Here is a 26,392-nt window from a genome sequence, read left to right as displayed (position 1 = left end):
AACATCATTGGTGCGCTGCGATGCGCTTGGCTGGATGCGCCTGACCCTCGAATACCGTGCCCCAAACCTTGATGCCACGCAGGCCTTTCACGCCCACTTCATAGGGGTCTTTGTCGAGTACGGCAAAGTCGGCCAGCTTGCCGGCTTCGATACTGCCCAGTTCGGTTTCCATGCCGATCAAGTAGGCGGCGTCGATGGTGATGGCGCGAATGGCCTGATCCAGTGTCAGCCGCTCGTCGGGGGAAAACACCTTTCCTGACATTGTTTTCCGCGAGGCGGCGGTCCAGGCCAGGAACAGCGGCTCGGCGGGCGCCATCGGGAAGTCGGAGTGCAGCCCGACCGGCACATTGCGCCTCACCAGACCGCCCAGTGGCGCAATGCGGGCGGCGCGATCGGTGCCCAGTCCGTTGGCTGCGTAGCGGTCGCCCAGGTCATAGAGATAGAAGGGGTTGGCCGAGACCCGGGCGCCCAGCTTGGCAATCCGGCGCGAGGTGCCGTCGTCAGCGTAACCGTAGTGTTCGATGGTGAAGCGGTGATCGGCGCGTGGCTTCGCGTCCAGCAACGCTTGCAGGGTGTCCAGCACCATCTTGGCACCACCGTCGCCATTGGTGTGGACATGGATCTGGTAACCCGCATCCCAGTAGCTGCGGGCGAATTCCGCGAACGGACCGGGTTGGCTGATCCACTCCCCGTGATGGCCGTCGATATAGCCCGGATCGCCGATCTGCATGGCCTGCGAGAACATGGCTCCATCGGCAAACAGCTTGATGCCATTGTTGAAGACCAGGTGGCGGGTGTTCTGGGCCTTCAGCTGGCCGACCAAGTTCATCGCCGCCTCAGGGCCCTTCAAGGCGGTGGCCAGCTTCATCACGTCGGGAGTCAGGCGCACCCGCACCGGCGAGTCGGGCGTGTCAAAATTGCGCTTGAGCGACGCCATTTCCAAATCGTAGTTGGTGCCGCCCGTGTTCATGTCGGCGACCGTCGTGACCCCATTGTAGGTCAGGTAGTCGCGCGTCTTCAGATAGCCCGGATCGGCGGCCGCGGGGTCGAGCAGGATGCCGGCCATATAGGGGAGGGCCACGCTGAACATGCCGTCCTCCCAGAAGTGGTTTGTCTTCCAATCGATCTGCGGGTGATCCTTGTACTTGTCCGGGTCCAGTCCCTTGGCCTTCAGAAAAGCCAGCATCGGGGTATTGATGTAGATCTCGTGCATGGAACGCTGCAGCACGAGGATGGGCACCTCCTTGGAGATGCTGTCCAGCACCTCGCCTGAGAGCTCACCATGCGAGTCGGCGCTGAAACCCCAGGTCATGAAGATCGGGGCGTCTTTCTGACGGGCGGCAAACGCGGTCTTGAGCGCCTTCAGGTAGGCCTCCTGCCCAAGGGTAGCCGGTGTCCTCTGGCCCATCACGTTCCAGGGCTCCGGGGTGATCCAGACGGTCTGGAAGGCGATCGCGCCCAGGAGGGGGTGCAAATGCGGGTCGATCAGGCCAGGCAGCAGCACCTTGTCCTTGAATTGGGTGTCGATGCGGTGCGGGTTTGCCTTCAACCAGGGCTGCAGATCGGCGAGCGAGCCCACGCTCAGAATCTCCTGGCCCCGGATCGCCACGGCAGTCGCGGTCGGGCGTGTGGGGTCCATCGTGACGATCTTCTTTGCAATGAAGACGGTGATCGCGCCAGGCTGCTCTTGCGCTGTGGCTTGGGTCGCCACCGCCAAGGCAAGCAATGCGCCGATAACCACGCTCTTTGTCAGCTTCAAGGATCGTTTCATGATTGGCGCCTATTGAGATTTACCCAGTCATTTGGAGCCGGATTGAGTCTTGTTGATGAACTCTACGATCAAGCGCCTGAGGTCGTCGCCACGCTCATTCAACATATTGTGGCCGCATCCCGGCATACCAACGAGCCAAGTCTTTGGCCGATTCTTTGCAATAACCAGCGCACTTTCAGGCACTGCAACGCGGTCAAGCAAGCAGGTAAGAACCAACATGGGTGCTGTGCCACCCTTTGCCCACTGATCCTTAGGGGTTGCGTCACTGGATCTTGCTAGCGCCGCCGCAAGCGCAGGAAATTCACCCTGGTCAAGGTCCAATTTGGCCAGGTATTCATTGCCCGGCGCGTACATCAATTGCCCCTGCAATCTCATTGCGAGAAGTCTTCCGTTGTCTGAGAGCTGACGGTCGCGCCCGCAGGAAGCGGACGTTGCGTCTCCGCCTCCCAGAGGTGTTTCTGGACGGCGGAGCCGGCGTCGCTGCCAGCGGTCATTCCTCGTGATCGTGAGTATGAATCACGCCGGCGCGGCCAAGCGCCCGGCTTGCGACCAGAAAACAAGCGTTCGATTCGGCGCAGCTCGCAACCGATCCCACCGTTGCCGGCGCGGCCTCGCGGCGGTAAACCGTCTTGCCTTCCTTGATGGTTTCGATCACCTTGATGTCGGCGATCTTCATCGGGTCTATGGTGAGCGGATTCCCATCGAGCACCGCGAAGTCCGCGAGCTTGCCAACCTCAAGGGAACCCTTCGACTTTTCCTCGAAATGTTGATACGCCGACCAGAGGGTATGCGCCTTCAACGCCACCAGCGGCGACGTGCGATGTTCCGGCCCCAGCACCTGGCCGCTACGCGTCACGCGGGTGACCGTGGCTGAGAGCACGCGCATCGGATCCGGCATCGCCACCGGTGCGTCGTGGTGCGAGGTGAAAATTATGCCCCGCGCGATGGCCCAGCCGGTCGGTGAGATGTTGACCGCACGCTCAGGGCCGAGCACCGAGTCGCGATGCCAGTCGCCCCAGTAGTAGGTGTGCATCGGAAAGAAGGATGGAATAATGCCCAGCGCCTTGAACGCCTCGACCTGATCCAGGCGTGCCGTTTGAGCATGGATGGCGACCGGGCGACGATCAGCCATGCCGTATCGTTGTTCGGCGGCACGCACGGCGCTGATGTATTGATCGATGGCCGCATCGCCATTCACATGCGCCAGAACTTGCCAGTTGTTCTTGAACGCTTGATCAACGAAGCCGTTAACCTGGTCGTCACTGAATGCCGAGTAGCCTTGATAGTCCGGCTTCTGTCCGGCCGGGACTTTGTAATAAGGCTGGGTCAGCCATGCCGTCTTGCCCTGCGGCGAACCGTCGAGCGTGAGCTTGATACCACCGAGTCGGAAGTGCCCTGAGTAGGTGCGTGACAGCCAGGGCGCCTTCATTGCCTCGACGCCCACGGTAATGTCTGGATAGGCCACTACATCAATGTCCAGTTTTCCACTGTTGGCCACCGCTTCCATCGTGGCGACCGAGTCGAGCGAGCCTTTGCCTTCCTGTGCCGTGGTATAGCCGAAACTCTTGTAGAGATGGACGCCGGATGCGAATAGTGCCTGGTTGGCATCAGGGCTGAGTTTGCTCATCAGGCCGAAGAGCTGCGCAAAAAAGGCATTTTCTTCAAGTACGCCGTCAGGGTCCTGGCTGCCTTCCCGACGCCGAATGACTCCGCCGGGAGGATTTTCCGTGCCTGCGTTGAGACCAAGGATCTCCAGGGCTTTGCTGTTCATCGCCCCCAGATGACCGGACTGGTGCACGATCACCACTGGCAACTCGGTCGATACCTGGTCCAGATCGTCCCGCGTTGGGTGACGCTGCTCCTTGAGTTGTGCATCGTCATAGCCAAAACCAACAATCCAGCCATATTGGCCGGTGAGTTTCTGGTTCTGCTGGGCCCACGACTTGAGCGCTGACTGCAATTCGGCGATGTCATTCACCCCACCGTCCGGGCGCGGCAAAAGATTGGCAGAGATCGCCTGAATGCCGGTATTGAACACATGGCCATGCGGGTCGATGAAACCGGGCACCAGCGTGTTGCCTCCCAAGTCGACGACCTGAGTGCTCGCACCCTTACACTGCATGACTTCGTCGCGATACCCGACTGCGAGAATAAGGCCGTCCTTGACTGCAATTGCTTCCGCCTGCGGCTGAAGCTCGTTGACGGTGATAATGTCCCCGCCGGAGTAGATCGTGTCGGCGACTTCCTGGGCGAGGAGGGGCGGCGCCCCGAATAGGCTGCCGACAAAAAAGGTGGCGGCGATGGATGTGCGCTGCATCAAGTTTGCTCCAATGTCGCCGTCCCGGGCACATGCCGAGATTGGCCAGGCCAACACCTCAGTGCCCCCGCGAAAAAAGTGGTATAAGAAATCCAACCGCACGGCGGTCACGGCGGTTGGTGTCAGGGGAAACCTAGCATCGAAGGACGGGGCTGTGCAAGGGCAAAGTACGCACCGACGGTGGCCGACTGACGGTGGCCGACCGGGGGAGACGTCTAGCACAAAAACGACACGGCCCACTCTGGACGCGCTTAGCCTTGGTGTGAGCTATCCGGGCTGGCGCGTCCGGGTGCACCCCGCCAAGTGCGCTTTCAGCAAGTCAGGCGCGGGTCGGTATATCATGACGGGCCCGATTCGCCGCAGGATACCCCAGTGCAGGCATTGATCCGCTTCTTTGTCGAACTCTGCCTGCTGCGCCGGGCGCCTCAGGACCTGCCCGCTGCCGACATCCTGTTCTGGATCGGGCTGGCTGCCAACCTCGTCGTCGGGGTGCCGGTGGGCCTGGCGTTCGGACTGGGCTTCGGGTCCAGTCTGGCCCAGGGGATCGCCGAGCTGGCCTTTCAGCTGGGGTTGCTCTTCGCCGCGCTGAAGATCGCCGGACACCTGGGGCGCTTCACCCAGAGCGCGACGGCCCTGCTCGGCAGCGGCGCCGTGCTCGGTCTGCTCGCCTGGGGGCCCATCGTCTTGAGCCGCGCCGACGGCGTGGAGTCCGATGCCGCCGCCCTGAATGCCTTTATGCTGTTCGCATTGTATGTCTGGAATCTGGTGGTCATCGGGCACATCCTGCGTCATACCTTCGGCGTCACCCTGGCCCAGGGCGTGGTCGTGGCCTTGTTGGTCATGGAGTTGATCGCGGCCATGGTCGGCGCCGGCTGAGGCCGCGGCGGGCGGCAGAAGTCCATTCATCTACTCACTCCGGATTCATCCTCACCAGGTCCACATGCATCTGCACATCCTCGGAATTTGCGGCACCTTCATGGGCGGGATCGCGCAACTCGCGCGCGCCCTGGGCCATCGCGTCACCGGCTCCGATGCCCAGGTCTATCCGCCCATGAGCACCCAGCTCGCGGCCGCGGGTATCACCCTCATGGAGGGCTATGACGCGGCGCACCTGGACCCAGCCCCGGACGTGGTGGTGGTCGGCAACACCATGCGCCGCGGCACCCCCGCGGTTGAATACATGCTCGATCATGGGCTGCCCTATTGCTCCGGACCCGAGTGGCTCAAGGCCAATCTGCTGCCGGGCCGTTGGGTGCTGGCCGTGGCCGGTACCCACGGCAAGACCACCACCGCCAGCATGCTCGCCTGGGTGCTGGCCGACGCCGGGCTCGACCCCGGTTTCCTGATCGGCGGTGTGCCGCTGGACTTTGGGGTCTCGGCGCGGCTGGGCTCCGCCCCGTTCTTTGTCGTGGAGGCGGACGAGTACGACACCGCCTTTTTCGACAAGCGCTCCAAGTTCGTCCATTACGGCCCGCGTACCCTGATCCTGAACAACCTGGAGTTTGACCACGCCGACATCTTTGACGACCTGGCCCAGATCCAGCGCCAGTTCCACCACCTGGTGCGCACCGTGCCCGGCAGCGGGCTGATCATCCATCCGGCGGCCGATCCCGCCCTGGATCAGGTCCTGGCGATGGGTTGCTGGACGCCGCGGGAGGTCTTCGGGGTTGCGGCTGCCGCGGCCTCTGCGGGCTGGAACGCGCGGCTCACGCAACCGGATGGCTCCCGCTTCGAGGTCCTGCTCGACGGCATCCCGCAAGGCGATGTCCACTGGGGCCAGACCGGCCTGCACAACGTCAACAACGCGCTTGCGGTGCTCGCCGCCGCCCGCCATGCCGGTGTCCCGGTCGCCGTTGGCATCGAGGCGCTGTCTCGCTTCAAGGGGGTCAAGCGCCGCATGGAACTGCGCGGCGAGGCACAAGGCGTGCGGGTCTATGATGATTTTGCCCACCACCCCACGGCCATCGCCACGACGCTTCAGGGGTTACGCCGCCAGGTGGGTCCCGCCCGCATCCTGGCCGTCCTGGAGCCGCGTTCCAACACCATGCGCCTTGGCATCCACAACGCCGAGCTGGCTGCTTCGCTGGCGGACGCCGATCTGATCTATGTCCATGCTCCACCGGATTTGGGATGGGACGCGGCAGCGGTCTTCGCCGGACTGGGTGAGCGGGCAGCCGTCTTCGATTCGGTGGATGGCATTGTCGCGCGGGTGGCGGCCGCGGCCGTTCCGGGCGATCAGGTGCTGGTCATGAGCAATGGCGGGTTTGGGGGGATTCATCAGAAGCTATTGGATGCCATCAAGGTGTCGGCGGTTCACTGCGCTTGAAGCGGTGACGACGAACCGCATCCTCAGGCAATCATCGCGCGGCAACGGCAAACAACATCATGTCCAGGTTCACTCATTTGACGATTAAGCGCTTCCGGCGCCTCATCGACCTAGACGTCGAGTTGCGTCCATTGACGGTCCTGCTCGGCGTCAACGGCGTCGGGAAGTCCTCGGTCCTGGATGGGATTTCGCTCCTGTCGTCTTCCGCTTCCGGCAGGCTTAGGGAGCGACTCGGCGAGATGGGCGGCCTTGCAACCGTGACGACGATCGATCGCGCCAAGCACCTTGTGCTCGGAACTCGAATGGAGCAGGACGCCAGTACCGTGCTGGATTATTCGTTGGCGCTTCAGCCGACTGGAACCGCCTACATCATCGAAAAAGAGCGCCTTTACCAAGAGGAACCGGACGGACTGGTTTCCTCCATATATAACTAATGCGTGCCGCATTCCCAACCTTTGAAGGATTAAACTTCCCGCCGGTCGCTGCCGGAACCCTGGCGATGACGTGGCGTGATCGCGCCTTCAGCCGCCCACTCTACACCCACCAACTCTCCGAAGGGACGTTGCGCTTCCTGTGGCTGGCCACCTTGCTGCAAAGCCCTGGTCTGCCAGCGATCTGCATGATCGGCGAGCCGGAGGTCAGCCTGCACCCGGAGATGCTCAGTCTGCTGGCCGACCTGCTGCGTGAGGCGTCGCAGCGCGCCCCGGTGGTGGTTGCCACCCATTCGGACCGGCTCGTTCGCTTCCTCAAACCCGAAGAGCTTCTCATCATCGACATGGCAGAGGATGGAGCCGCGTCCGCCACCTGGGCAGACAGCCTTGACCTTGATGCCTGGCTGGACGAGTACACTTTGGATCAACTCTGGCGGATGGGAAAGATGGGGGGCGTTGATGCGCATCGCATTCATCGTTGAAGCCTGATGAGCGCTATTCAAGCCTGCCCGGAACTCAAGGCGCTGGTCAATACTATCCTACAACTTTGCGGAGGGGAGACGATTGCCTGAACACTGGCCCCAGACCATCACCGTCGCCATCACCGGCGCCTCGGGGTCCCAATACGGACTGCGTCTGCTGGAGTGCCTGGTGCGCGCGGGAAGCCGGGTCTATCTGCTGGTCTCCCAGGCCGGTCAGATGGTCTTGCAGATGGAGGCCGGGCTCAGCGTACCCACCCGTCCGCGCGAGGCCGAGGCCTTTTTCACCGACCGCTTCAGTGCCCAACCCGGTCAGCTGCGCGTCTTCGGCCGCCAGGAGTGGACCGCCCCGGTGGCCAGCGGCAGCAACCCGCCGGACGCCATGGTCGTCTGCCCCTGCACCACCGGGACCCTGGCGAAGATCGCCGTCGGGCTCTCCACCGACCTGATCGACCGTGCGGCGGATGTCACCATCAAGGAGGGGCGCAAGCTCATCCTGGTCGTGCGCGAGACGCCGTTCTCGGTCATCCATCTGGAGAATATGCTCAAGCTCGCCCGCGCCGGTGCCGTCATCATGCCCGCCAACCCGGGCTTCTATTTCAATCCCACCGGCATCGAGGAGATCATCGACTTCATGGTCGCCCGCGTGCTGGACCACCTCCAGATAGATCACCAACTCGGGCAGCGCTGGGGCGAGGAGCCAGGTTGAGCCGGCGCCGACGATGAGTTTCGCTGCGCTCGGCATCCTACGAGAAATCACCCAGCGGGCAATCTCTCCAGTCGCTTGAGCCAGACCGCCAACCCCTGGGCATTGAGTTCGGTGTCGAGTGCGAGCAGCTCGGTGATGCGCCCGTGGTCCATGTCAACGCCGTGGTCGCGGGCGGCTCCGACCAGGTGGCGGGAGACGGCGTCCTTGAGCCGCGCCGCGCGTCCGGCATCGTCGTGCCCCTGCTCGGCCAGGGCAATCGCGGCCATGGCGCGGATGCTCTCACGCAGCCCGTCCACCAGGCGCTGCGGCGCGTCCACCCGGCCGTAGTGGGTCAGGTACATGGCCTGGGGTTCCAGGGCCATGAGCTTATCCAGGGTGGTGAGCCAGGTGTCCGGGTCGAAGGCGACCGGGGTGGTGGGGGCATAGAGCCAGGGGGCGTCGGCCCGGTCGAACTCACGGTAGGAGATGCCGAAGGTATCGCCGGTGAAGCAGCCGCGGGTCTGGGCGTCGTAGATGCAGCCGTGGTGGTTGGCGTGACCGGGGGTGTCGAGAAAAGTCAGGGTGCGCCCGCCCAGATCGAATGTCTGGCCGTCGGCGGCGGCGATGACGCGCTCGGCGGGCACCGGAATCAGGTGCTTGTAGTCCGCCACGAAGGCCTGCGCACCGTAGACCGCGCTGGCCCCCGCGATCAGGCGCGCCGGGTCGATCAGGTGGGGCGCCCCTTTGGGGTGGACGACCAACTGCGCCCGGGGACAGGCGGCCATCAGGTCCCCTGAGCCCCCGGCGTGGTCCAGGTGGACATGAGTCGGGATCACATAGTCGACATGGTCTGGCGAGAGTCCCAACGCCTTGATGAATTCAAGCAGGTGCGGTGCCGTGTAGGCGGTGCCGGTGTCCACGAACGCCAGTCGGTCGTGCGAGCGCACCAGATAGCAGGCGGCGAGCCCGTGGCGATAGAGTCCGGTCTCGATGCGGAAGACCTGGTCGGCGACCTCCAGGGTGGTGGGCGAAGGCATGGCGGGCTCCAAGGGGTTGGTGGTGGGGCGAGCCCCGCCATTCTAAGACCAATGGGGGTTCCTGCGCCTCGGGTGGCGGTGATCCGATCCGTCGCCTCAGGCTTGGGGATCGCTTCCGGCCGGCGGATCGAAGGCGTAGCCCAGCATCTCGATATCCCGCTGGAAGTGGCGGGCGATGAGTTCCGCGGTGTCGGTGGTGTAGTAGCTGCGGTAGTCCTTGGCGCGGTCGGTTGCCTGGCGGGTGTGGGGGAGCGCCGGGGTGGGGATGCCGATCCGGGCGCAGGCGGTGGCGAAGTCGGCATGCAGCCGCTCGTAGCGTCCGATGAAGTCCACCACCAGGTTGCCGTGCAAGTCGATCAGATAATCGGTCTGCAACTCGATGGAGGTGTCCACGTGGTACTGGTAAGGGCGCTGCGGGTCCAGTTTCCATCGCAGAAAGCCCTCGAAGTCGGTGTGGCCGCCCAAAAACTGGGGTCGCTCCCGCCGAATGTGGTGGAAGGAACTCACCTGCAAGTCCCATGGGTTTCGCACGAAGCCGAACTTGTAGAGCTGATCAAAAAACTCTTTTGGCAGCAGTTCCTTGGCTGCCACTATCTTGGAGTGGCGGGGGAATTTGGTGCCGGTGCGGTGACCGCTCAGGTGGCTGAGGCGGCTGCACAGGTACATGGACCAGGACCAGGGATCGGTCCAGCGCAGCCGCTCCAGGGCGGCGCGTACGCTGGTCCCCCCGGTCTTGGCGATATGGACGTAGAGGAAGCGGTGTTTGATGGAGAGCAGCATAGGTGGGATTTTACCGTGAAAGTCGCGCCGGGAGCGCGCTCCAATCCTCCCTCCCCCTCTGGGGGAGGGCGGGGTGGGGGAACGGCCAAGGCGCCCGCCACTTTCATCGTCCGGGTTGGCGCGGGCGCCATGGCCGTTATCCGAGTCTCAGTCCTGATACTGTTGCCGGATGGCCAATACCTCCGGAACGATGTCCAGAAACAGTGGCACCAGGTTAGGGTCGAAATGACTGCCGGTGCCCGCCCGGATCTGATCCAGTGCCTGCTCGCACGGCCAGGCCTCCTTGTAGGGGCGACGGCTCGTGAGTGCATCGAAGACGTCGGCAATAGCCACAACCCGTGCTTGCAGCGGGATATTCTGGCCACGCAGCCCCTTCGGGTAGCCGCTGCCATCCCATTTTTCGTGGTGTGTCAGTGCGATAATCGCTGCCAGGCGCATGATCTCAGACGGGTCTTCACCGATGATGTCGGCGCCGATCTGGGGATGGCTTTTCATGATCTCCCACTCGGCCGGTGTCAGCTGTCCCGGTTTGAGCAGGATTTGGTCCGAAATCCCGATCTTGCCGACGTCATGCATCGGGGCCGCCAGCAGCAGGGTTTCCGCATCACCTTCGCTCATGCCGGCCTTGAGCGCCAGTAAGCGCGAGACCTGGCTCATGCGGATGACGTGCATGCCGGTTTCATTGTCCCGATATTCGCCCGCGCGGCCCAGACGCTGAATGATCTGCAAACGGGTCCGTGCCACTTCCTGCGTGCGCTCCACCACCAGTTCTTCCAGGTTCAGACGATACCGTTCGTTTTCTTTGATCAGGCGGGCGCGATCAACGCACTTATTAACGGTATGCTCGAGCGCGGCCAGGCTGATGATCGGCTTGGTGACATAATCCCAGACCCCGCGGTGTAGGGCCTCCACCGCGTCATTCAGGTCGGAGGTCCCGGACACCACAATGGCGGGGGTCTGCGGGCTGAGCTTGGCGAGTTCCTCGATCACCGCCAGTCCATTCATCCCAGGCATCATGAGGTCGACTAACACCACATCCGGGTGCTGCGCCGCAAAGACCGCCAGACCCTCGATGCCATTGTCGGCCTCAAAGACCGTCATGCCGGAGTCTTCAAAGTAGGCGCGCAGGCTGCGGCGCAGGCGGTCGTCATCATCGATCGTCAGCAGCCGCAGCGGCTCTGTGGTCATCAGTCAGCACCCCCGCAGAGGCAGCGGATACGGGAAAAAAAAGTCTCCAGATCGGAGATCGGTTTGTAGAAAACGTCGTCCTCACCCATCCCCAGGGCGATGATTTCAGGCGTCAGGACATAGTCGACCGAGCCGGTGTGAATGAGAAAGCGCAGGTGCGGGTAGGCGCCGCCGGCCCGCTCGATCAATTCAATCCCGTTCATGCCCGGTAGGCGCACGTCCACGACGGCGACCTGAAAATCCTGTTCGGCGATGAGCTTCAGGGCGTCCTCGCCACTGGCGGCCTCACTGACCACAAAGTCTTCGTCTTCCAGCAGTGCGACCAGATTGCGGCGTAAGCTCGGGTGGTCTTCAACGACCAAAATCCGGCAGGGGAGAGGGGTATTCATAACGGAAAGCGCAGGATGAAGGTGGCGCCCTGACCGGGCGTGGATTCGAGCAACAACTGGCCGTGGTGCTTGTCGGTCATGATCATGTACGAGACCCAGAGCCCCAGTCCGGTGCCAGCCCCGGGCGCCTTGGTGGTAAAGAACGGCTCGAAGGCGCGGCGTTTCGCCTCCTCGCCAAAGCCGGGTCCGTTATCTTGCACCCGCAGTTCGGCATAGTGGTCGGTGGCGCTCGCCCGAATGCTGATCTGTGGTTCTTCGCGGCTGTCCTCGTTGAATTTCTCGAACAGGGCCTGGGCCGCATTTTTCAGCAGGTTCAGGATAACCTGTTCAACCTCGCTGCGAATCATCGGTACCACCGGCAAGCCGGCGGCCACGTCCACCTCCAGCTTGATCCGCCGAAAGTCATAGCGCTTTTTCAGGTCGTAATCCTTGCACGCCAATTCGACGGCGCGTTCTACCAATTCAGCCAGCCCCGTTTCTTCGCGGACCGGCTCGGTCTTGCGACTGAATTCCAGCAGGTTGCGTACGATCTTGGCGGCGCGCGCACCATCGTTCTTGATGTCGTCCAAAAAGACCAGGATACTGCGTTTCTCCAGGTAGGCGCGCACGGTGGTGATATCTGTCCCCAATTCGCGGGCGGTGCGCTGATTGGCCTCGATCCCATCTGACATCCGGCGTTCAATATTCTGTGCCGCCTGGATCATCACGCCCAGCGGATTGTTGATTTCGTGCGCCACGCCGGCCGCCAATCCGCCGATGGAGGAGAGCTTTTCAGACTGGATCATCAGTTCTTCCAGCCGCGTGCGTTCGGTCACGTCATCAATCCGGATGACGAGGCCGCCCGCCGCCGTGGTGGATAGGGGATAGACGGCAATATTGACGATGCGTTGATCATTGGCGAGCGGCCAAAATTGGCGCTGCAATTCGATGGCCTGGCGATTGTCAGCGACTTCGGCAATCCGCGCCAGGTGTGGTGCCAGCGGCGGCAGCAGGGTGGCAAGCAGCGCTTGCGCCTGGCCGGATGGCAGCGTGCGACCGGCCAGTTCATGAGCGGCGCGATTGCAATATTGGATCTGCAACGCCCGGGTGAGTACGATCAGGGCTGCCGGCAGGGCGTTGGCCACATCGTCGAGGAGGGCTTGGGTGGCCTGTAGCTTGGCCATGGTGAAGGTGCGTTCCCGTTCCCGCAAGTCAAGTCCCCACAGCAGGTTGGCGTAACGCGCATGCAGCAGGTCGAGTTCGTCGCCGGCCGATGCTGCTGGTGTGCCGGCCCGCTCGGGGGTATGTTCGGCAATCACGCCATCGGTCGCTTTGGTCAGTTGCGCCACGCGCTTAAGCACCAGACGGTGGATCAGGATGTGCAGCGCCAGCGCCAGTACGATAAACAGGATCAGTGAATTGAGTAATAGATGACCGATGCGCGCTGCCATCAGGCGATTGCCATCGCGTTTTGAGAGTATGGCACTCACCTCACCAATCTGCTGTTGTTCCGGACCCTCCTCGTTGAGGATGACCGCCGCGGTGAATGTCTGTCCGACACCGCGCTGGCCGAAGGTGGCAACGACATGCCCGCCGCGACTGATCTGCAGATAAACAATGTTGTCGGCGTTGTGGCCAATGGTGCGCAGTGCCTTATCGAGACTCGGGTAGTCCTGTGCCACCAGCGCCTCAATGCTGAACGCGGCCAACGATTGCGCCATGGCCTTGCCATGCTTGGCGATGGTCTCTTCCAGCGCCGCGCGCTCGTTTTCAACCGACCACCAGCCGGTGAGGCCCAGCACGATCGCGAGGACCAGTAATGTGTTCCAGAAGATCTTCGAGGCTAACGACATGGCTAGCCACCAAACCCGCGGGCGGCCTCAATGCCCTTACGCAGTTCGTCGTAATTGCTGTCGTCGGCCGGGAGGAAGCCGTTGCGGTCGAGATAATCCAAGGCGGGGCCCGTCATGGACAGCAGCGTACTGCGCAGGGCCGCCGCGACGTTGGTATCCAGCCCACTGCGTGCCACCCAGGCTTGAGTGGGGCTGGGGAAGCGGGCCAGTTCGCGCAGACCGCGCTCAGCGGCATATTTCTGAACGGTACCCTCGTTGCTGGCGCCGGCATCATGGGTGCCGCTGGCGACGGCAAAGACCACCTTGTCGTGGCGACCCAGGTATTCGTAGCTGGCCAGGTCCTTGGCAGTGATGCCGGCCTTGGCCAGTTCGGCTTGGGCCAGATAACGTCCGGTGGTCGAGGTGGGATCGCCAAATGCGAATCTCTTGCCGCGCAGATCGGCCAGGCTCTGAATGCTCGAATCCTTGGCGACGACGATCAAACCGGAGAAATCTTTCTTGCCGTCATGCGCCTCGACCGCCAGTAGGTTCACATCGGGATTACGCTGTTTGGCGATCACGTAACTGGCGGGTCCAAGTCGGGAAAAATCGACTTCGCCACGAACGATAGCATGCACGCCCTCCTCGTAAGTGGGGAAGATCCGTACCTCCACCCGCAAGTCTTGTCCGCGTTCGCGCAGTCCTTGTTCGATGGCCTTGCGGAACGGCTCCATCTTGCGGATCTCTTCCGACGGGCGTTCGGTCGCGTAAGAGGAAAAGATCAGAACCTTCGGCTCGTCTGCCAGTGCGCGACCCGCGAGCAGGGCGAGCAAGAGCAGGCACCATAGGGGGCGCCTGCCAGCGATGTGACGACAGTTCACCATCATTTGCCAGCGACGATGATGTCGGTTGACGACACCGGATTGTCGTAAAAGAAGATGGGCGGTGCGGCCCGAAAGATGCCGCTCCTCTGTAATTCAAGATAGAGCGTCGCGGCCTGGCGCAATTGATGGTAATCCCAGTCATCTGCCATCGCCTTTTCCACCTTGAATGAGAGTTCGGATTCCAGCAGGGTATTGGTCCCCCAGTCCCAGCGATTGACCAGCATCCAGGTGGAAAAAGCGCCCTTTCCCCAGTCGGTCAACATGTCGTCGAAGACTGCCTCATCCCAATGTGACAGCGGCTTTAAGGGTATAGTGGGAGCGAGTAGGGTGGCCAGGCTCGGAAAATACTTGTTGAAGTCATCCAGGGTGCTGACTTTCGTGGCGCGCCCCTTGACGAATAAAGAACCCGACGCGCAGTACTTGATGTTGCTGAAATGCAGGTCCTCTTCCAGCTTGAATTTGGTTGCGTGATGCTGGTAGTGGCTGGCCGCTTGCTCATCCGGCAGGCATGGCGAATTCTTGGGTGTGTCGAACAGCAGTTCGGGTATAAACTGATGTTGCTTGCATTTCAATTTGGTCTTTTCGTCGGTGGCCTCGATGGCCAATGTCAGGTTATTTCGTTTGAGATCACCGCCGGCCGTGTCATACCGGATACCTTCGCGGCGCCAGAGATTGTTGTTAAAGACGAGTTCCGTCTTTTTCGCGCCGGCCAGCTGCCTGACCACCGCGCTGATGGTATTCGTGACATGCTGGAATATCTGCTTGTCCGTGACCCCCGGTTTCAGGTCGGCGGTCTGGCCGGCGGGCGGCCAGACGACCTTCATCTGGAATTCCTTGCTTTCCTGTCGATAGACGGTGGCGCTCATGGTTTAGGCTCCGGGTAAGCGGGCAGGGGGAGTGCGCTGGCGGATAAGACAGACAAACGCCCAAGATACTTGGACGATGAAGCATAGTCCCGCCGCGCGCGGCGGGCAAGGCCGGCGGTGGTCATGGAGTGCTCATGCTCTGTTTTCGCGGGGCGACCGGGTTGGAGTCCGCGGCCACCGGTGGCTCCGGGGTCGCGTTGGTCTTCGCCGCGTTCGGGATCGACCTGCCTGATGTGCCGGGGGTCCTGGACCTGCTGCGCCGCTGCTGGGATGGACGCGTCTGCCGCACCGCGGCCCAGACGCAGGCCCTGCGCCACCTGACTGACCCGCGTCTACGCTCGGTCCTGGCCTATGCGACCGCCTGGCTCCAGGTGGCGGGTGCCCGCTCGGTGCTGCCGCCCTGGGTCAGGCACCGCTTCCCCGAGACGGCGGTCCTGCTCCACGCCCTGCGCGATCTGCCCTGCGCCGCGCCGGATTGTCTGTGTGCGCAGGACGATTCCGTGGCTCAATGCTTGCGTTGGCAAGCAACAGTTTGTACAAAGGGGATCTGCGGTTTGATCAGGAATCGGAATGGACTACAACGCCCGTCGTGAAGACCTTTATCGCTGGCTGTACAGTTGCCTGATTGGACCAGACAGGCGTGCCGGCTCCGCCCCTGATGCCGCGGATCTGCATCGCATCAAGCCGTTGGAGCGTTATCAAACCGGTATCCTGTTTCCGATCGTCAAGGGCGAGGACGGACTCGATCCCGCCGCCGATGAGATCGACGAGCTTGATGACGCGGGCGATTTGCAGGGGGACCAGGACGGGGCACAACGCACGGGCAGTTCGCCGACCCAACCCAAGCGGCGTTTTGTGCCCCCATCCTCGGTCGGCGTGTCGTTTTTTGTCAGCGGCGAGGATATCCGCTTCCAACTGATCCCGCGTGCGGTGCGCTACGAGCCGCTGAACGAGCGGACCAGGGTGGGGCGCGCCGATGACTGGCAGCACGTCCAGCTGGGCGGCGACGCCCAGGCTCGCAACCTCGTCGCTCCCGCGGGTGGCAGTGTCCGGACTTGGCGGGAACCGGTCTTTGACCAACGAGGCGAATTGTTCGTGCTCTGGCGACCGCTGGCCGATGGCTGGCTCGTGACTGCATCGCTCAGTAACACTCAGGACCTGCAGCAGATTCAGGATCGCAACAGATCGGAAGCGGAGCGCAATGCGAAGGCGCTGTTCGCAACAGAGCTTGAATGCGTCATCGACGCGGGCGAGCTCGGGCCCTATCCCGGAGTTCAGTACGACCGGCTGAGCGACGAGGAGCAGGAGTTGGAGCTCCAATACCGCCGGCACCGGGTCTACGCCATCGGCCATGGCGCGGCCGTGGACTGGGACCTGAAGGACGACCGTGTCGTGGCCGTGCGCACCGAATTTCTACCCCGCGTCGAGGTGCCCCAGATCAGCGCGGAGGTCCCGGGCAGCGACCAGGGCGTCCTCGACATTGCATGGCTGGCGGGGATTGCAGACGACCTTAGTGTGCGTTGTGACGCTTTGGAGCAATTCGTTTGCGGCTATGCATCCTGGGTTGCGGACACCCAGACGGAGGTCGACGGGTTCTCCGGGAGGCGGCAGGAGGCGGCCAAGCGCATTTGCCGACGCATGACGACCGCCGTGGCCCGCATGACAAAGGGCATTGGCCTGTTGCGCGCGGATCCGCAGGCGGCGCGGGCCTTTGGATTCGCCAACCAGGCGATGGTGCGACAGATGGCGCAGGCGGACCAGGCGGCCGGACGACCGGCCGGAGACTATCGCTGGCGGCCATTCCAACTGGCCTTCCTGCTCCTCAGCATCGAGTCCGCGGTCAACGAAGGCAGCGACGACCGGGACACCCTGGACCTGATCTGGTTTCCCACCGGCGGCGGCAAGACGGAGGCCTATCTCGGCCTGATGGCCTTCGTGATCTGCTGGCGACGACTCAAATTCGGTGCCACGGGGGGCGGGACCACGGTCCTCATGCGCTACACCCTCAGGCTCCTGACCAAGGATCAGTTCCGCCGTGCCGCCCGCCTGATCTGCGCCTTGGAACTGCTGCGACGCCAGACACCCGAACTGGGGGGTGAAGAAATCGCCTTGGGCCTGTGGGTCGGCGGCGCCTCCAGCCCCAACACCTTTGAAGAGGCCAAAGAGGCGCGCGATCAGGCGGTGCAAGACCGCGCCCGTCCGCCGAGTCTGTTGGTGCTGGAGACTTGCCCGTGGTGCGCGCGTCCCTTCACCGCCGACCAGAATTATGACTCCGGGGCCAAGTATTTCCGCTTCAACTGCACCAACCCGGGCTGTGACTTTGGTCGCGAACGCCCCGGGGTTCTGCCCTGCAACGTGGTCGATGCGGCGCTCTATGCGTCCCCGCCGACCCTGCTGCTGGCCACGGTCGACAAGTTCGCCCGCCTGGCCTGGGAAGAGCGGGCCGGCGCCTTCTTCGGGCGGGACGGTAATCGCCCGCCGGAACTGATCATCCAGGACGAACTGCACCTGATTGCGAGCGCCCTGGGCTCGGTCGCCGGGCTCTATGAGGCCGGGATCGAAACCGTGCTGACGCTGCGCGGGGTGCAGCCAAAGTACATTGCCTCCACCGCGACGATCCGGATGGCGGGCGAGCAAGTGAGGTGTCTCTATGGTCGCGACGCCGCCGTGTTCCCGCCGCCGGGGCTCGACTGCGAGAATTCCTACTTTGCCCGCACCGTCGCCTTGAGCGAACAGCCTGGCCGTCTCTACATCGGCTACCTGGCCCCGGCACGGGATCGCGCCCATTGCCTGGCACCGCTGGCCGGTGCCTTGCTGGTCGCGCCGGAGGTGCTGTTTGCCGACGCGGGCGCCGATGCCGCTGCCCTGCTGGATGCCTGGTGGACGGTGCTGGTCTATCACGGCAGTCTCAAGGGGGTCGGCATCAGCCGTAACGCCTTGGAGGACATTAAGACCTTCATGGCGCGCTATCAGGCCGAGGTCAGTGAGCAGCGGCGCGCGATGGGGGGCGATGGCGCCGACCCGGTGGACCCACCCGCTCACCCCTGGCAGCGCCGGGCGCGCTTGGCGCAACGGCTGACCCAAATCACCAGCCACATGTCCGCCGACGAAAATGCCCGGACCTTCGACCGGCTGAGGCATCCGTCCACCCACCCCGAGGCTCTGGACCTGGTGCTTGCCACCAATATGGTCTCGGTGGGGCTCGATGTCGCCCGGCTGGCGGTGATGGTGGTCAACGGCCAACCACTGACCACGGCGGAGTATATTCAGGCGAGCAGCCGGGTCGGGCGCGGCGGCGTGCCCGGGATCGTCATTGCCAACTACTACCGCGATCAGGCCCGTAGCCTCTCTCATTACGAGTCCTTCTGCGCCTACCACGAGTCCTTTTACCGCTACGTGGAGCCGACCAGCGTCACCCCGTATACCTATCAAGCCCGGCTGCGCGCACTGCATGCCGCGCTGATCATCGCCGTGCGCCATACGCAGGCGCGGTTGGCGGCGAATAAGTCGGCGGCGGGCTTCGACCCGGCCGACCCGGCCATCGGCCACCTCGTCGAGGAACTCAAGCGGCGCTGTCGGCGGGCGGCGGGCAAGGACCGCGGCGCGGACACCGAGAAACACATTGATGCCCTGGTGGCCCAGTGGGCCGATGCCGCGCGGCGCGCCCAGGACGGTCGCGAGCATCTCGTGTATCATGGCGGCGACGGCGACCGCCGTGATCAGCGTTTGATCCATAGTCACGAGGCGAAGGTCCCGGGTCTCTGGGCCACGGTCAACAGCATGCGCAACGTCGAGAATACCGCGCTGGTGAAGATCCTGTGAATCGGCTGATTGCAACACGCTGGTCGCACCTGCTGGGATACAGCGGGGTCGGCGCTATTGTGCGGGCGGACCACGACCTTTTCGTGGTCAAGGACATCCGTCACTGGACCGACCGGGTCAATAAGCTGCCGGCGGGGGACCTGATCCCCTATGTGGACCTGCTACGCGCGACGCTTGGGGTCGACCGCGAACTGCGGGCGCCGCCGCTGGCGCGGGAACTGCCCAAAGGTGCCGTCGATGGGACCTGCATCCCGGCGATGCGCTTCCCGCGCTGGATGCACTGCCCCGGCTGCGGCCTCTTGCATTGGCAACCGTGGCGGGAAGGTGACGATCGACCCGGCATGGCGGCGACGCGCCCACCCTGCTGCCAATGCGATGGACATCCGCGGTTGCAGCAGGTCGGTTGGGTGCTCGCCCATCCCCAGGGCGGCCTTGACGACCTACCCTGGCATTTGCTGGCGCATCGCGATGATCCCGCGCGTCAGCGTGATTGCCGGGCGGATTCGGATCGGCCTTATCTGCGCTGGCGGCGCGATGGGGAGACGGGGCTCAACTGGCGACTGCACTGTGATCGTTGCGGTGCGCAGTCGGCCTTCGATCGGCAAGTGCCGGTGCGCCTCGATCCTCCCACGCGCCAGCCCTGGGGGCACGCCTCAGTCAGGGCGCAGACGACGACCGATCAAAAGGCCAGCATCGTGGAGGTGAGTGACCCCCGTCTTTATTACCCGCGAACCCACTCGGCCCTGGTCATCCCCCCGGAGTCCCGAGTTCAGCGCGGCAGTGTGCTCGATCGGCTCTATTCTAACCGTGCGGATCAGGATCGGCTAAAGCATCAGAGGTCCGGCAGAGCGCGCCAGGGCGTGCTGCGGATACTCGCCACCCAGTACGGCTGTCCGGTAGACGAACTCAAGAACGCCGCGGATGAGATCGACCGGGGCTATCCGCTCTACGGTCAAACCGTGACACCCGGCGAACTGCTGGCGAAGGAATACAAGGCACTGATGGAGGAGATTCCAGACCTAAGCGATGGCGAAGACTTTGTGCCGCGCGATCAGACCCGGGCCTGGCGCGCACTGGCCTTAGCCCCCGGGGACACTGCCGTGCTCGCCGCGGTGGAGCGGCTGGTCGCCGTGACCCGACTGCGGGAGGTCCGCATCTTCGAGGGCTTCAGCCGCCTCGATCAAGGCTGCGACGACGGGCTGCGTCCGACCCTGGGACCGCGCGGTACTGCCCCGGAGCCCAGGACCAGCGTGATCCCCCCAGACCTGGATGGCAGCGGGGACTGGCTGCCCGCCATCGAACTCTATGGCGAGGGGATCTTTTTCACCCTTGCCGAAACGGCGCTACGGCCTTGGTCGCGCCAGCCGGGGCTCAAGGCGCGCGCCGAGACCTTGGGTCGGCGTTTCGAGCGCACTGGTATGCGCTTCCCCGACGCCCCCATCCTGCCGCTCACGCCGCGCTTTATCCTGCTGCACACCCTGGCGCACCTGGTGATCCGCCAACTGGAGACCCAGGCCGGCTACCCGGCCGCCTCCATCCGTGAGCGCATCTATTGTGCGGAGGGGGCCGAGCCGATGGCCGGCATCCTGGTCTATGTGGCGGTACCGGATATCGTCGGGTCTTTGGGCGGGCTGGCCGAACTGGCGGAGCCCGCGCGCTTTCTGCCGCTGCTCGTCAGTGTCTTCGCCCATGCGCATTGGTGCTCACTGGACCCGGTGTGCTCTGAGCATGAGGGCCAGGGGCCGAGTCAGCTCAACCTGGCAGCCTGCCATGCCTGCGCACTGGTGCCTGAGCCGAGTTGTCAATTTAGCAATGTGCTGCTGGATCGGACCTTCGTGCGGGGGGACCTCAAGGGCGAGATCCACCCGCTGCTCCACTTCGCGGCTGGCCGCACCTGACCCCCGCCATGGCTGCACGCCGCTTTGTCCTGCCCAATATCGAGGATCTCAGCAAGGATCAGGAACGGGTGCGGCTGCTGCCCAAGGAGGGCTGCCATCTCATCGTCGGCGGCCCCGGCACCGGCAAGTCGGTGATCGCCCTGCTGCGGGCGCGTCAACACCACCGTGCCGGCGGCACGCGCGCGACCTGGCCTCAGGACTACTGTTTTCTGGCCTACAACAAGTTGCTCATCGCGACCAGCCGCGAGCTGATGGGGGGGGCGCTGAATGCCCAGACCTGGATTACCTGGTTCAAGCGGACCTTTGAAAAGGTACTGCAGCAGCCCTGTCCGACTAGGAATGGTGATGCTTGGGCCCTCGATTGGCAGGCGATCAGTCAGGCCATCGGGTCTGCGGTGGATCTGCCGTTGCCGGCCTCGCCCTTCCTGATCATCGACGAGGGCCAGGACATGCCGCCGACCTTCTATGCGGCTTTATTGAACCTGGGCTATGAGCACGTCTTCGTCGTGGCGGACCAGAACCAGCAGATCACGGACCAGCACAGCACGGTCAGGCAGATCGCCGACGCCCTGGACATCGGTCCGCGCGAGCGTATCACCTTGAGTTACAACCACCGCAATGCCTACCCGATCGCCCGGCTGGCCCTGTCCTTTTGTGTCGGCGACCCGGCGAGTCCGTGTACCCAACTGCCGCCCGAGCGGGCCTCCGCCAAGACGCCGGAATTGATGGACTATGGTCCTGGGTGTGAGTGCGACTTTGACGAGGTTGTCCGGCGCGTCCTCAAGGCCGCCGACGGGGACCCGGCGCGGCTCTTGGGGGTGATCACCCCGGACAACGAGACCCGCAACCGGTGGCTCGATCGGCTGCGCAGCCAGTCGGTCGCACTGGCACTGGACCATGGGACCCCGCGCATCGTCACCTTTGCCACGGGTGAGGACCGGGGCGATCTGAGCTTCTGCCAGGGGGGTATCTTCGTCATCAATGACAAAGCCACCAAGGGCCTGGAGTTCGATTGGGTGATCCTCGCGGATATCCACCGTTACCGCTGCAATCCGGAGAAAGAGCATCAGATGGATGACCTGAGACGCCGCTTCTATGTCATGGTCTCACGCGCCCGCGAGCAGGTGATTCTGCTGCGCCAGGCCAATCAGTCCTGTCCGATGGAGGCGATCCTGCCCCAAGACCCGGACATCCTGCGCCGCTGGGGCAGATTATGAACGAGCCCATTGCCGATCTCTTCGCCCGGCAGGCGCCGCCCTCCGCGCTTGAGCAGGCCGCCGCGCCGCGTCTGGTCTGGTATCTACCCAGCAACCAGCTCAATCTGACCTTCATGCTCGCCGCCGGGCTGGTGACCGGGCCCGCGGGCTTCGGGGGGAAGTACTATGCGGACGTCCTATCGGTCTATCCGGGCTGGATTCCAGTATTTGCCGAGCGCATTCCCGCGGCGGTGCTAGACCTGGCAGTTAGTGAGGAAAACCATCTCCGGCGGGTCGTGGCGGCGCTTGACCTCAGCCGGTTGCAGGGGCCGGTCCACGCCCTGATGCCAGGCGGCGACCTCGTGCCGGTCGCGTTTCCGGCAGGGCTCACCGGTGCGGAGTCGATGCTGTTCGTGCCGGCCCCGCTGCCGGCGACCTGGATTGAGTGCATCCACTTCGCCTCCAAGGAGGAGCGCACGGCCATTGAGGCGCAGGCGGAAGACTATGCCAACGTGTCGCTCATGGCCTACAAGCGCCGCGTCAGCCCCAAGCTGTTCGCGGCGCGGCCTGCGGGCGCCTTGCCACCGGCGGGTGAGTTGCTACCCGACCGGGACCGGCCGACCCATGGGGTGGCGGCGGTCGGCGGCGCCCTGGGTCTGTTATTCGCACTCGGCAACACCGGCGACGCCCTGGGGGAGGCCGGCCGCTTTATGGCGGACCCCGGGTGCGACCCACTTGATGAGCCGGCCGCGCCCGCGGTCGCGCGGGACCCGTTGTTGACGGCGCTGCGCCGTTGGGCCTGCCTGGCCGGCCCGGCGGAGGGTCAGGACCTCCAGGGGCGGTTGCTCTTGGAGGCACTGCAGGCGCTGGTCGATGCCAAGGGGAGGTCTCAGGGCGATCCCGGCGCCGGCGCCATGCGGGTGGATCTGCATCAGACGGTCTTGGATTACCTGGCATCCCAGGGACAACGCCTGACGGATGACAAATTGCAGACGGCCCTGGGGCGTCTGGCGGGCGATTTGCGCGGCGTCCTGGGGCTGGGCGGCGATACTGTTTCGGAATTGCTGAACCGGCACACGCGGCCATTTTCGCGTGGCTTGCTCCTGTTCTTCCTGCGCCAGGAATGCCAGGACTTGCTGGACCTGCGCCAGCCGCTCCTGACTGAACTCGATTACGTGGTCGCCGCGACCCTGTTTGGGGCCCGTTCCGGGTGGATGGGGCTGCCGCCGGAGGTGCGGGGTCAGCCCGGCCTGAGGGAGGCGGTCGCCCACCGCATGGCGGCCGTGGCGCAGCGAATTGCCGAGTCCGGTCTTGACCTGGGACCGGTGCCGGAGCGCATCCGGCCGTTACGCGAACTGTTCGGCGCGAACGGGGCAGACTGGACCAAGTCGCCACCGTCAGCCGCGCTTGCGCTGGCGCGCGCCCTGGGTTGGGACCAGGTCCTGCGCACGCGCATCCGCCTCGGCAAGGGGGTCTATGAGTTCAGGGTGGACGGACGCGGTGCCGAACTGCTGCTGGATGGCGACGTCAAGGTGATCAACGAGATCGACCGGGAGGCCTTCCTGGCGCAGCTGGCCGAGGCCCAGATCCCTGCCAAACTCGCCGCCCAAGTCCGTGCCAGCCTCGCGCCCCGGGGCTAGCCTAGATGCAGATGATCCCCGCCACACCCCACGACACCCACAGTCGGGCGGAACTGCTGGTGTTCGACCGGCTCAAGGCCGCTTTTGGCCATGACAGCCAACTGCGGTTGACGGCGTTCCACTCGCTCAATCTGACCCATCATGCGGCCAAGCGCTTTGGCGAGATCGACTTCCTGATCGTCGGGCGGCCTGGGATCTTCGCGTTGGAGGTCAAGGGCGGGGGTATCGCCTGTCGTGATGGCATCTGGCAGACCTGTGACCGCGTCGGGCTGATGCACCCACTGAAGGAAAGCCCTTTCCGGCAGGCGCAGACGGCGCTGCATGGGCTCATGGACAAACTCAAGGCCGGTCTTCCGGAAGCGGTCTGGTCCCGGTTCAGCATTGGCCATGGTGTGCTCTTTCCGGATTGCGACTGGGCGTTGGCCGGGGCCGAGTGGGACCCCGAGATGCTGGCGGATGCGCGGACCTCACGCAACCTGGAGCGCTGGCTGACACGGCAATTTGCGTATTGGCGGCGTAAGGACTCGCGGCAGCGCCCGGAGCCGGACGACGAGTCGCTCGCTGCGGTCAAGCACTTTCTGCGCCCGGAGTTCGATGTCGCCGTTCCGTTGCATGTGCGGGTGGAAGAGGCGCAACGCCAGACCGTCGCATTGACGCAGGACCAGATGCGGATGGTCGATGTGGCCGAGGCCAATCTGCGGGTCATTTGTTCCGGGGGCGCGGGTACCGGCAAGACCTTCTTGGCACTGGAGCTTGCCCGTCGCTGGGCCGCTACGGGGCTCAAGGTCTTGATTGTTTGCCGCTCGCCTTGGCTGTGGCAGTGGCTGGCGACGCGCTTTGCGATCCCCGGGGTTGCGGTCTGCGTAGCGGATGCGGCACCCGTCGCCGCCCGTCGGTTGGCCATCGACCGCTTCGACGCCTTGATCGTCGATGAGGGTCAGGACCTCCTGGACCTGGCAACCCTGGATCGGCTGGACGGCGTGCTCCGCGGTGGCCTTGAGGGGGGGCAATGGTGCTTCTTTCACGACATCAACAATCAAGCCGGGTACTTCGGCTCGCCTGACCCGGATGCCCTTGGCCTGCTTACCAGCTATGGCGCGGTTCCGGTCCCGTTGAAGACCAATTGCCGTAACACGCGACAGATACTGGAACTGGTCCAGTCATCACTGGGTGCGGATATGGGGGTGCGCGGGACTGGCAATGGACCCGAGATTCGGCAAGTTCAGGCGCACTCGCAACAGCAGGCCGCATTGGCGCTCGAACTGGAGATCGAGCGCCTCATCGATCACGGTGGTTTGCCGCCGAGCGACATCAGCATTTTGTCGCCCCGGCCGTTTCTCGATTCGGCAGCCGCCTTGTTGCCGGCCGGGCCAAGGTCACGGATCGCGGTGCTCGACGAGTATTCGATGCGCAGCTTCCCGCCGTCCGCCATCAGCTTCGCCGAGATCGCCCACTTCAAAGGGCTCGAAAATGAGGCGGTGGTCGTGATTGACCTGCCCGATCCACTGACTGATCCCAACCCAGGTCCGAACCACTATGTCGGCATGAGTCGCGCCCGCGCGGTCTTGTCGCTGGTCTTCTCTGAATACTGAGTAGCGGATCCTCTTGTTTTTGGCGCAGCACCGCGCCATCGTGGAGCGTCGCTATGCGCTGCTCGGTCCCGCCGCCATCGATCTGGGCTATGCCGGCCGGCAGCCCCCCGAGGACCCGATCCACGCTTTGGTGGAATTGGTCTGGTGTCCCGCGGGGGCGGAACCGATCGTGGGTTGCGCGGTCGATCCAGCGCGCTGAGTGGCGTTCATTGGCGTTCAATCGCTGGCCCCGGCCCTCGTGCTACCCCCCTGTCTGCGCGAAGTCGAAGTCCATGGTATCGCCCGGCGGCTGGACGTAGCTGCCCTGGACCAGGTCGATCCCGGCGCAATACAGGGGGGTGATGGCCTCGGGGCCCTCGACCCCGGTGGCGATCACCAGTGTCCGATGCTGATGCACGCGGCGGACCAGGTCCTGGAGCTGCTGCGGTGGCAGGTTGCGGATCAGTTCGCGGGTCAGCCGCACATAGGCGACCGGCAATCGCTCCAGGACCCGTTGACCAAGGTCACTATCCGTGAAGCCGTTGAGACACAGGCGGATACGAAGGTGTGCCAGTTGCCCGGCGCGCTGTGCGGCCAAGTCGAGGCGGTGCTCCATGTCGGCCAATTCCCATTGGATCGTCGGGCGGCATTGGATCAGGTCGCGGGCGCTGATTTCATCGCGCACCCGCTGGACCCAGGTGTTATCCGCTGCGCTGACCATGGATTGATGCAGGAACAGGTTCACCGGCCGCCCCGCAACATGGCGCTCCCGCAGGGCGTTGAGCCCGGCAGTGAGTAGCCAGCGATCGATCAGAATCGCCTGCTGCGCATCTCGGACCAGCGGGGCGAACACGCGGGGGGTGAGCCGTTCGCCCTGTTGACCGGTCAGGCGCGGGGTCGCCTCGTAACGCTCCTTGGCCGCCCCGCCGAGCGGCACCATGGGTTGAAAGAGGAGCTGGAACCGGTCGACCGCAATGGCCGCCGGCGCCGGTGTCGGCGCCGGTGTCGGCACGGCTGCGGCGGTGTCTGCCCGGGCGGGCGGCGCGAAAACGTAGCCCTCGGCCTGGCCCTGATGGCGTTCGAGACTGATACAGGCGGCCTTTCGCGCACGCGAGACCAGGGTCACCGACTCCCCGCCTCCGGCGGGGAGTGCGCACCAGCCGACCCCGAAGACCGGGACTTCACCACCATCCGCGTCCGCGCCCAGGTCCGCACGGACACCCTGTCCCAGGCCCTGCGCAACGGCCGCGTAACGGTGCTCGGGGTCGCGCACGAGTACGCCAACCCCGTGCTCGCCG

At 64.1% G+C, this 26,392-nt stretch carries 23 protein-coding genes; 12 read left to right on the top strand and 11 right to left on the bottom strand.

Going from position 1 to position 26,392, the window contains the following annotated elements:
• Positions 1-4: 4 nt before the first annotated feature.
• From QZY44_RS19635 to QZY44_RS19625, 3 genes are all read right to left on the bottom strand, one after another.
• Positions 5-1,771, bottom strand: a complete 1,767-nt coding sequence (locus QZY44_RS19635) for an amidohydrolase (RefSeq protein ID WP_295450400.1) — start codon at positions 1,769-1,771, stop codon at positions 5-7.
• A gap of 27 nt (positions 1,772-1,798) precedes the next feature.
• Positions 1,799-2,125 carry an alpha/beta hydrolase gene (locus QZY44_RS19630; RefSeq protein ID WP_295450391.1) on the bottom strand — a complete coding sequence of 109 codons (327 nt, stop codon included), beginning with the start codon at positions 2,123-2,125 and terminating at the stop codon, positions 1,799-1,801.
• A gap of 136 nt (positions 2,126-2,261) precedes the next feature.
• Positions 2,262-4,088: an amidohydrolase gene (locus QZY44_RS19625; RefSeq protein WP_295450387.1), complete on the bottom strand. Its 1,827-nt coding sequence runs from the start codon at positions 4,086-4,088 to the stop codon at positions 2,262-2,264.
• Positions 4,089-4,460: 372 nt separating this feature from the next.
• Here QZY44_RS19625 and QZY44_RS19620 point away from each other — a divergent pair, with 372 nt between their 5' ends.
• The 5 genes from QZY44_RS19620 (at position 4,461) to QZY44_RS19600 (ending at position 8,033) form a co-directional block, all read left to right on the top strand.
• Complete coding sequence (locus tag QZY44_RS19620) at positions 4,461-4,964, top strand: hypothetical protein (RefSeq protein ID WP_295450384.1); 504 nt, start codon at positions 4,461-4,463, stop codon at positions 4,962-4,964.
• Positions 4,965-5,028: 64 nt separating this feature from the next.
• Complete coding sequence (gene mpl, locus QZY44_RS19615) at positions 5,029-6,414, top strand: UDP-N-acetylmuramate:L-alanyl-gamma-D-glutamyl-meso-diaminopimelate ligase (RefSeq protein WP_295450380.1); 1,386 nt, start codon at positions 5,029-5,031, stop codon at positions 6,412-6,414.
• 59 nt (positions 6,415-6,473) lie between these two features.
• A complete protein-coding gene (locus tag QZY44_RS19610; RefSeq protein WP_295450377.1) occupies positions 6,474-6,848 on the top strand; it encodes an AAA family ATPase in 375 nt (124 codons plus the stop codon).
• Positions 6,849-6,913: 65 nt separating this feature from the next.
• Positions 6,914-7,327 (top strand): AAA family ATPase, encoded by a 414-nt coding sequence (locus QZY44_RS19605; protein ID WP_295450372.1) that lies wholly within the window; start codon positions 6,914-6,916, stop codon positions 7,325-7,327.
• Between the two features lie 82 nt (positions 7,328-7,409).
• Positions 7,410-8,033 carry a flavin prenyltransferase UbiX gene (locus QZY44_RS19600; protein ID WP_295450369.1) on the top strand — a complete coding sequence of 208 codons (624 nt, stop codon included), beginning with the start codon at positions 7,410-7,412 and terminating at the stop codon, positions 8,031-8,033.
• A 47-nt stretch (positions 8,034-8,080) separates the two neighbouring features.
• Here the strand turns inward: QZY44_RS19600 and QZY44_RS19595 are convergent, their stop codons facing one another.
• The 7 genes from QZY44_RS19595 to QZY44_RS19565 form a co-directional block, all read right to left on the bottom strand.
• The gene (locus QZY44_RS19595; protein WP_295450365.1) at positions 8,081-9,049 is read right to left on the bottom strand and encodes an MBL fold metallo-hydrolase; all 969 of its coding nucleotides are present in this window, start codon (positions 9,047-9,049) and stop codon (positions 8,081-8,083) included.
• Between the two features lie 96 nt (positions 9,050-9,145).
• Positions 9,146-9,829 carry a sulfotransferase family 2 domain-containing protein gene (locus tag QZY44_RS19590; RefSeq protein WP_295450362.1) on the bottom strand — a complete coding sequence of 228 codons (684 nt, stop codon included), beginning with the start codon at positions 9,827-9,829 and terminating at the stop codon, positions 9,146-9,148.
• Positions 9,830-9,976: 147 nt separating this feature from the next.
• Positions 9,977-11,017, bottom strand: a complete 1,041-nt coding sequence (locus QZY44_RS19585) for an HD domain-containing phosphohydrolase (protein ID WP_295450359.1) — start codon at positions 11,015-11,017, stop codon at positions 9,977-9,979.
• The gene (locus tag QZY44_RS19580; protein WP_295450355.1) at positions 11,017-11,406 is read right to left on the bottom strand and encodes a response regulator; all 390 of its coding nucleotides are present in this window, start codon (positions 11,404-11,406) and stop codon (positions 11,017-11,019) included. Before QZY44_RS19580 ends, QZY44_RS19585 begins: the two co-directional genes overlap by 1 nt.
• Positions 11,403-13,238: an ATP-binding protein gene (locus tag QZY44_RS19575; protein WP_295450345.1), complete on the bottom strand. Its 1,836-nt coding sequence runs from the start codon at positions 13,236-13,238 to the stop codon at positions 11,403-11,405. The genes QZY44_RS19580 and QZY44_RS19575 overlap by 4 nt, the downstream gene beginning before the upstream one ends.
• 2 nt (positions 13,239-13,240) lie before the next feature.
• Positions 13,241-14,050 (bottom strand): phosphate/phosphite/phosphonate ABC transporter substrate-binding protein, encoded by an 810-nt coding sequence (phnD, locus tag QZY44_RS19570; RefSeq protein WP_295450343.1) that lies wholly within the window; start codon positions 14,048-14,050, stop codon positions 13,241-13,243.
• A gap of 50 nt (positions 14,051-14,100) precedes the next feature.
• Complete coding sequence (locus QZY44_RS19565; RefSeq protein WP_295450341.1) at positions 14,101-14,967, bottom strand: hypothetical protein; 867 nt, start codon at positions 14,965-14,967, stop codon at positions 14,101-14,103.
• A 134-nt stretch (positions 14,968-15,101) separates the two neighbouring features.
• Between QZY44_RS19565 and QZY44_RS19560 the strand changes: the two genes are divergently transcribed.
• From QZY44_RS19560 to QZY44_RS19530, 7 genes are read left to right on the top strand one after another with little or no spacing between them, the layout of a single operon-like run.
• Positions 15,102-15,560 (top strand): hypothetical protein, encoded by a 459-nt coding sequence (locus tag QZY44_RS19560; protein WP_295450338.1) that lies wholly within the window; start codon positions 15,102-15,104, stop codon positions 15,558-15,560.
• Positions 15,538-18,789 carry a helicase-related protein gene (locus tag QZY44_RS19555; protein ID WP_295450334.1) on the top strand — a complete coding sequence of 1,084 codons (3,252 nt, stop codon included), beginning with the start codon at positions 15,538-15,540 and terminating at the stop codon, positions 18,787-18,789. The genes QZY44_RS19560 and QZY44_RS19555 overlap by 23 nt, the downstream gene beginning before the upstream one ends.
• Entirely contained in the window at positions 18,786-20,687 is a 1,902-nt protein-coding gene (locus QZY44_RS19550) for a DUF1998 domain-containing protein (protein ID WP_295450332.1), read from the top strand. Before QZY44_RS19555 ends, QZY44_RS19550 begins: the two co-directional genes overlap by 4 nt.
• A gap of 8 nt (positions 20,688-20,695) precedes the next feature.
• Entirely contained in the window at positions 20,696-21,904 is a 1,209-nt protein-coding gene (locus tag QZY44_RS19545) for an AAA family ATPase (RefSeq protein WP_295450329.1), read from the top strand.
• Positions 21,901-23,523, top strand: coding sequence for a hypothetical protein (locus QZY44_RS19540; protein ID WP_295450326.1), 1,623 nt, complete (start codon positions 21,901-21,903; stop codon positions 23,521-23,523). Before QZY44_RS19545 ends, QZY44_RS19540 begins: the two co-directional genes overlap by 4 nt.
• Before the next feature lie 5 nt (positions 23,524-23,528).
• Positions 23,529-25,115, top strand: coding sequence for an NERD domain-containing protein/DEAD/DEAH box helicase (locus tag QZY44_RS19535; RefSeq protein WP_295450312.1), 1,587 nt, complete (start codon positions 23,529-23,531; stop codon positions 25,113-25,115).
• Between the two features lie 19 nt (positions 25,116-25,134).
• Positions 25,135-25,314 carry a hypothetical protein gene (locus QZY44_RS19530; protein ID WP_295450300.1) on the top strand — a complete coding sequence of 60 codons (180 nt, stop codon included), beginning with the start codon at positions 25,135-25,137 and terminating at the stop codon, positions 25,312-25,314.
• 42 nt (positions 25,315-25,356) lie between these two features.
• Here QZY44_RS19530 and QZY44_RS19525 read toward each other — a convergent pair.
• Positions 25,357-26,392, bottom strand: a 1,036-nt coding sequence (locus QZY44_RS19525; protein WP_295450297.1) for an EAL domain-containing protein, incomplete at its 5' end; no start/stop codon positions are given.

It is taken from the genome of uncultured Thiodictyon sp., assembly GCA_903837595.1.
In the GTDB taxonomy this organism is placed as follows: Bacteria; Pseudomonadota; Gammaproteobacteria; order Chromatiales; family Chromatiaceae; genus Thiodictyon.
The sequence above is the reverse complement of the archived record's forward strand: the minus strand, read 5'-3'. Positions and strand labels throughout refer to the sequence as shown.

What these genes read in the sequence shown, in the direction of transcription:
- QZY44_RS19635 (WP_295450400.1), bottom strand. Translation starts at nt 1,771, where the DNA reads ATGAAACGATCCTTGAAGCTGACAAAGAGCGTGGTTATCGGCGCATTG.
- QZY44_RS19630 (WP_295450391.1), bottom strand. Translation starts at nt 2,125, where the DNA reads ATGTACGCGCCGGGCAATGAATACCTGGCCAAATTGGACCTTGACCAG.
- QZY44_RS19625 (WP_295450387.1), bottom strand. Translation starts at nt 4,088, where the DNA reads ATGCAGCGCACATCCATCGCCGCCACCTTTTTTGTCGGCAGCCTATTC.
- mpl (WP_295450380.1), top strand. Translation starts at nt 5,029, where the DNA reads ATGCATCTGCACATCCTCGGAATTTGCGGCACCTTCATGGGCGGGATC.
- QZY44_RS19610 (WP_295450377.1), top strand. Translation starts at nt 6,474, where the DNA reads ATGTCCAGGTTCACTCATTTGACGATTAAGCGCTTCCGGCGCCTCATC.
- QZY44_RS19605 (WP_295450372.1), top strand. Translation starts at nt 6,914, where the DNA reads ATGACGTGGCGTGATCGCGCCTTCAGCCGCCCACTCTACACCCACCAA.
- QZY44_RS19595 (WP_295450365.1), bottom strand. Translation starts at nt 9,049, where the DNA reads ATGCCTTCGCCCACCACCCTGGAGGTCGCCGACCAGGTCTTCCGCATC.
- QZY44_RS19590 (WP_295450362.1), bottom strand. Translation starts at nt 9,829, where the DNA reads ATGCTGCTCTCCATCAAACACCGCTTCCTCTACGTCCATATCGCCAAG.
- QZY44_RS19585 (WP_295450359.1), bottom strand. Translation starts at nt 11,017, where the DNA reads ATGACCACAGAGCCGCTGCGGCTGCTGACGATCGATGATGACGACCGC.
- QZY44_RS19580 (WP_295450355.1), bottom strand. Translation starts at nt 11,406, where the DNA reads ATGAATACCCCTCTCCCCTGCCGGATTTTGGTCGTTGAAGACCACCCG.
- QZY44_RS19575 (WP_295450345.1), bottom strand. Translation starts at nt 13,238, where the DNA reads ATGTCGTTAGCCTCGAAGATCTTCTGGAACACATTACTGGTCCTCGCG.
- QZY44_RS19565 (WP_295450341.1), bottom strand. Translation starts at nt 14,967, where the DNA reads ATGAGCGCCACCGTCTATCGACAGGAAAGCAAGGAATTCCAGATGAAG.
- QZY44_RS19560 (WP_295450338.1), top strand. Translation starts at nt 15,102, where the DNA reads ATGCTCTGTTTTCGCGGGGCGACCGGGTTGGAGTCCGCGGCCACCGGT.
- QZY44_RS19555 (WP_295450334.1), top strand. Translation starts at nt 15,538, where the DNA reads ATGGACTACAACGCCCGTCGTGAAGACCTTTATCGCTGGCTGTACAGT.
- QZY44_RS19545 (WP_295450329.1), top strand. Translation starts at nt 20,696, where the DNA reads ATGGCTGCACGCCGCTTTGTCCTGCCCAATATCGAGGATCTCAGCAAG.
- QZY44_RS19540 (WP_295450326.1), top strand. Translation starts at nt 21,901, where the DNA reads ATGAACGAGCCCATTGCCGATCTCTTCGCCCGGCAGGCGCCGCCCTCC.
- QZY44_RS19535 (WP_295450312.1), top strand. Translation starts at nt 23,529, where the DNA reads ATGCAGATGATCCCCGCCACACCCCACGACACCCACAGTCGGGCGGAA.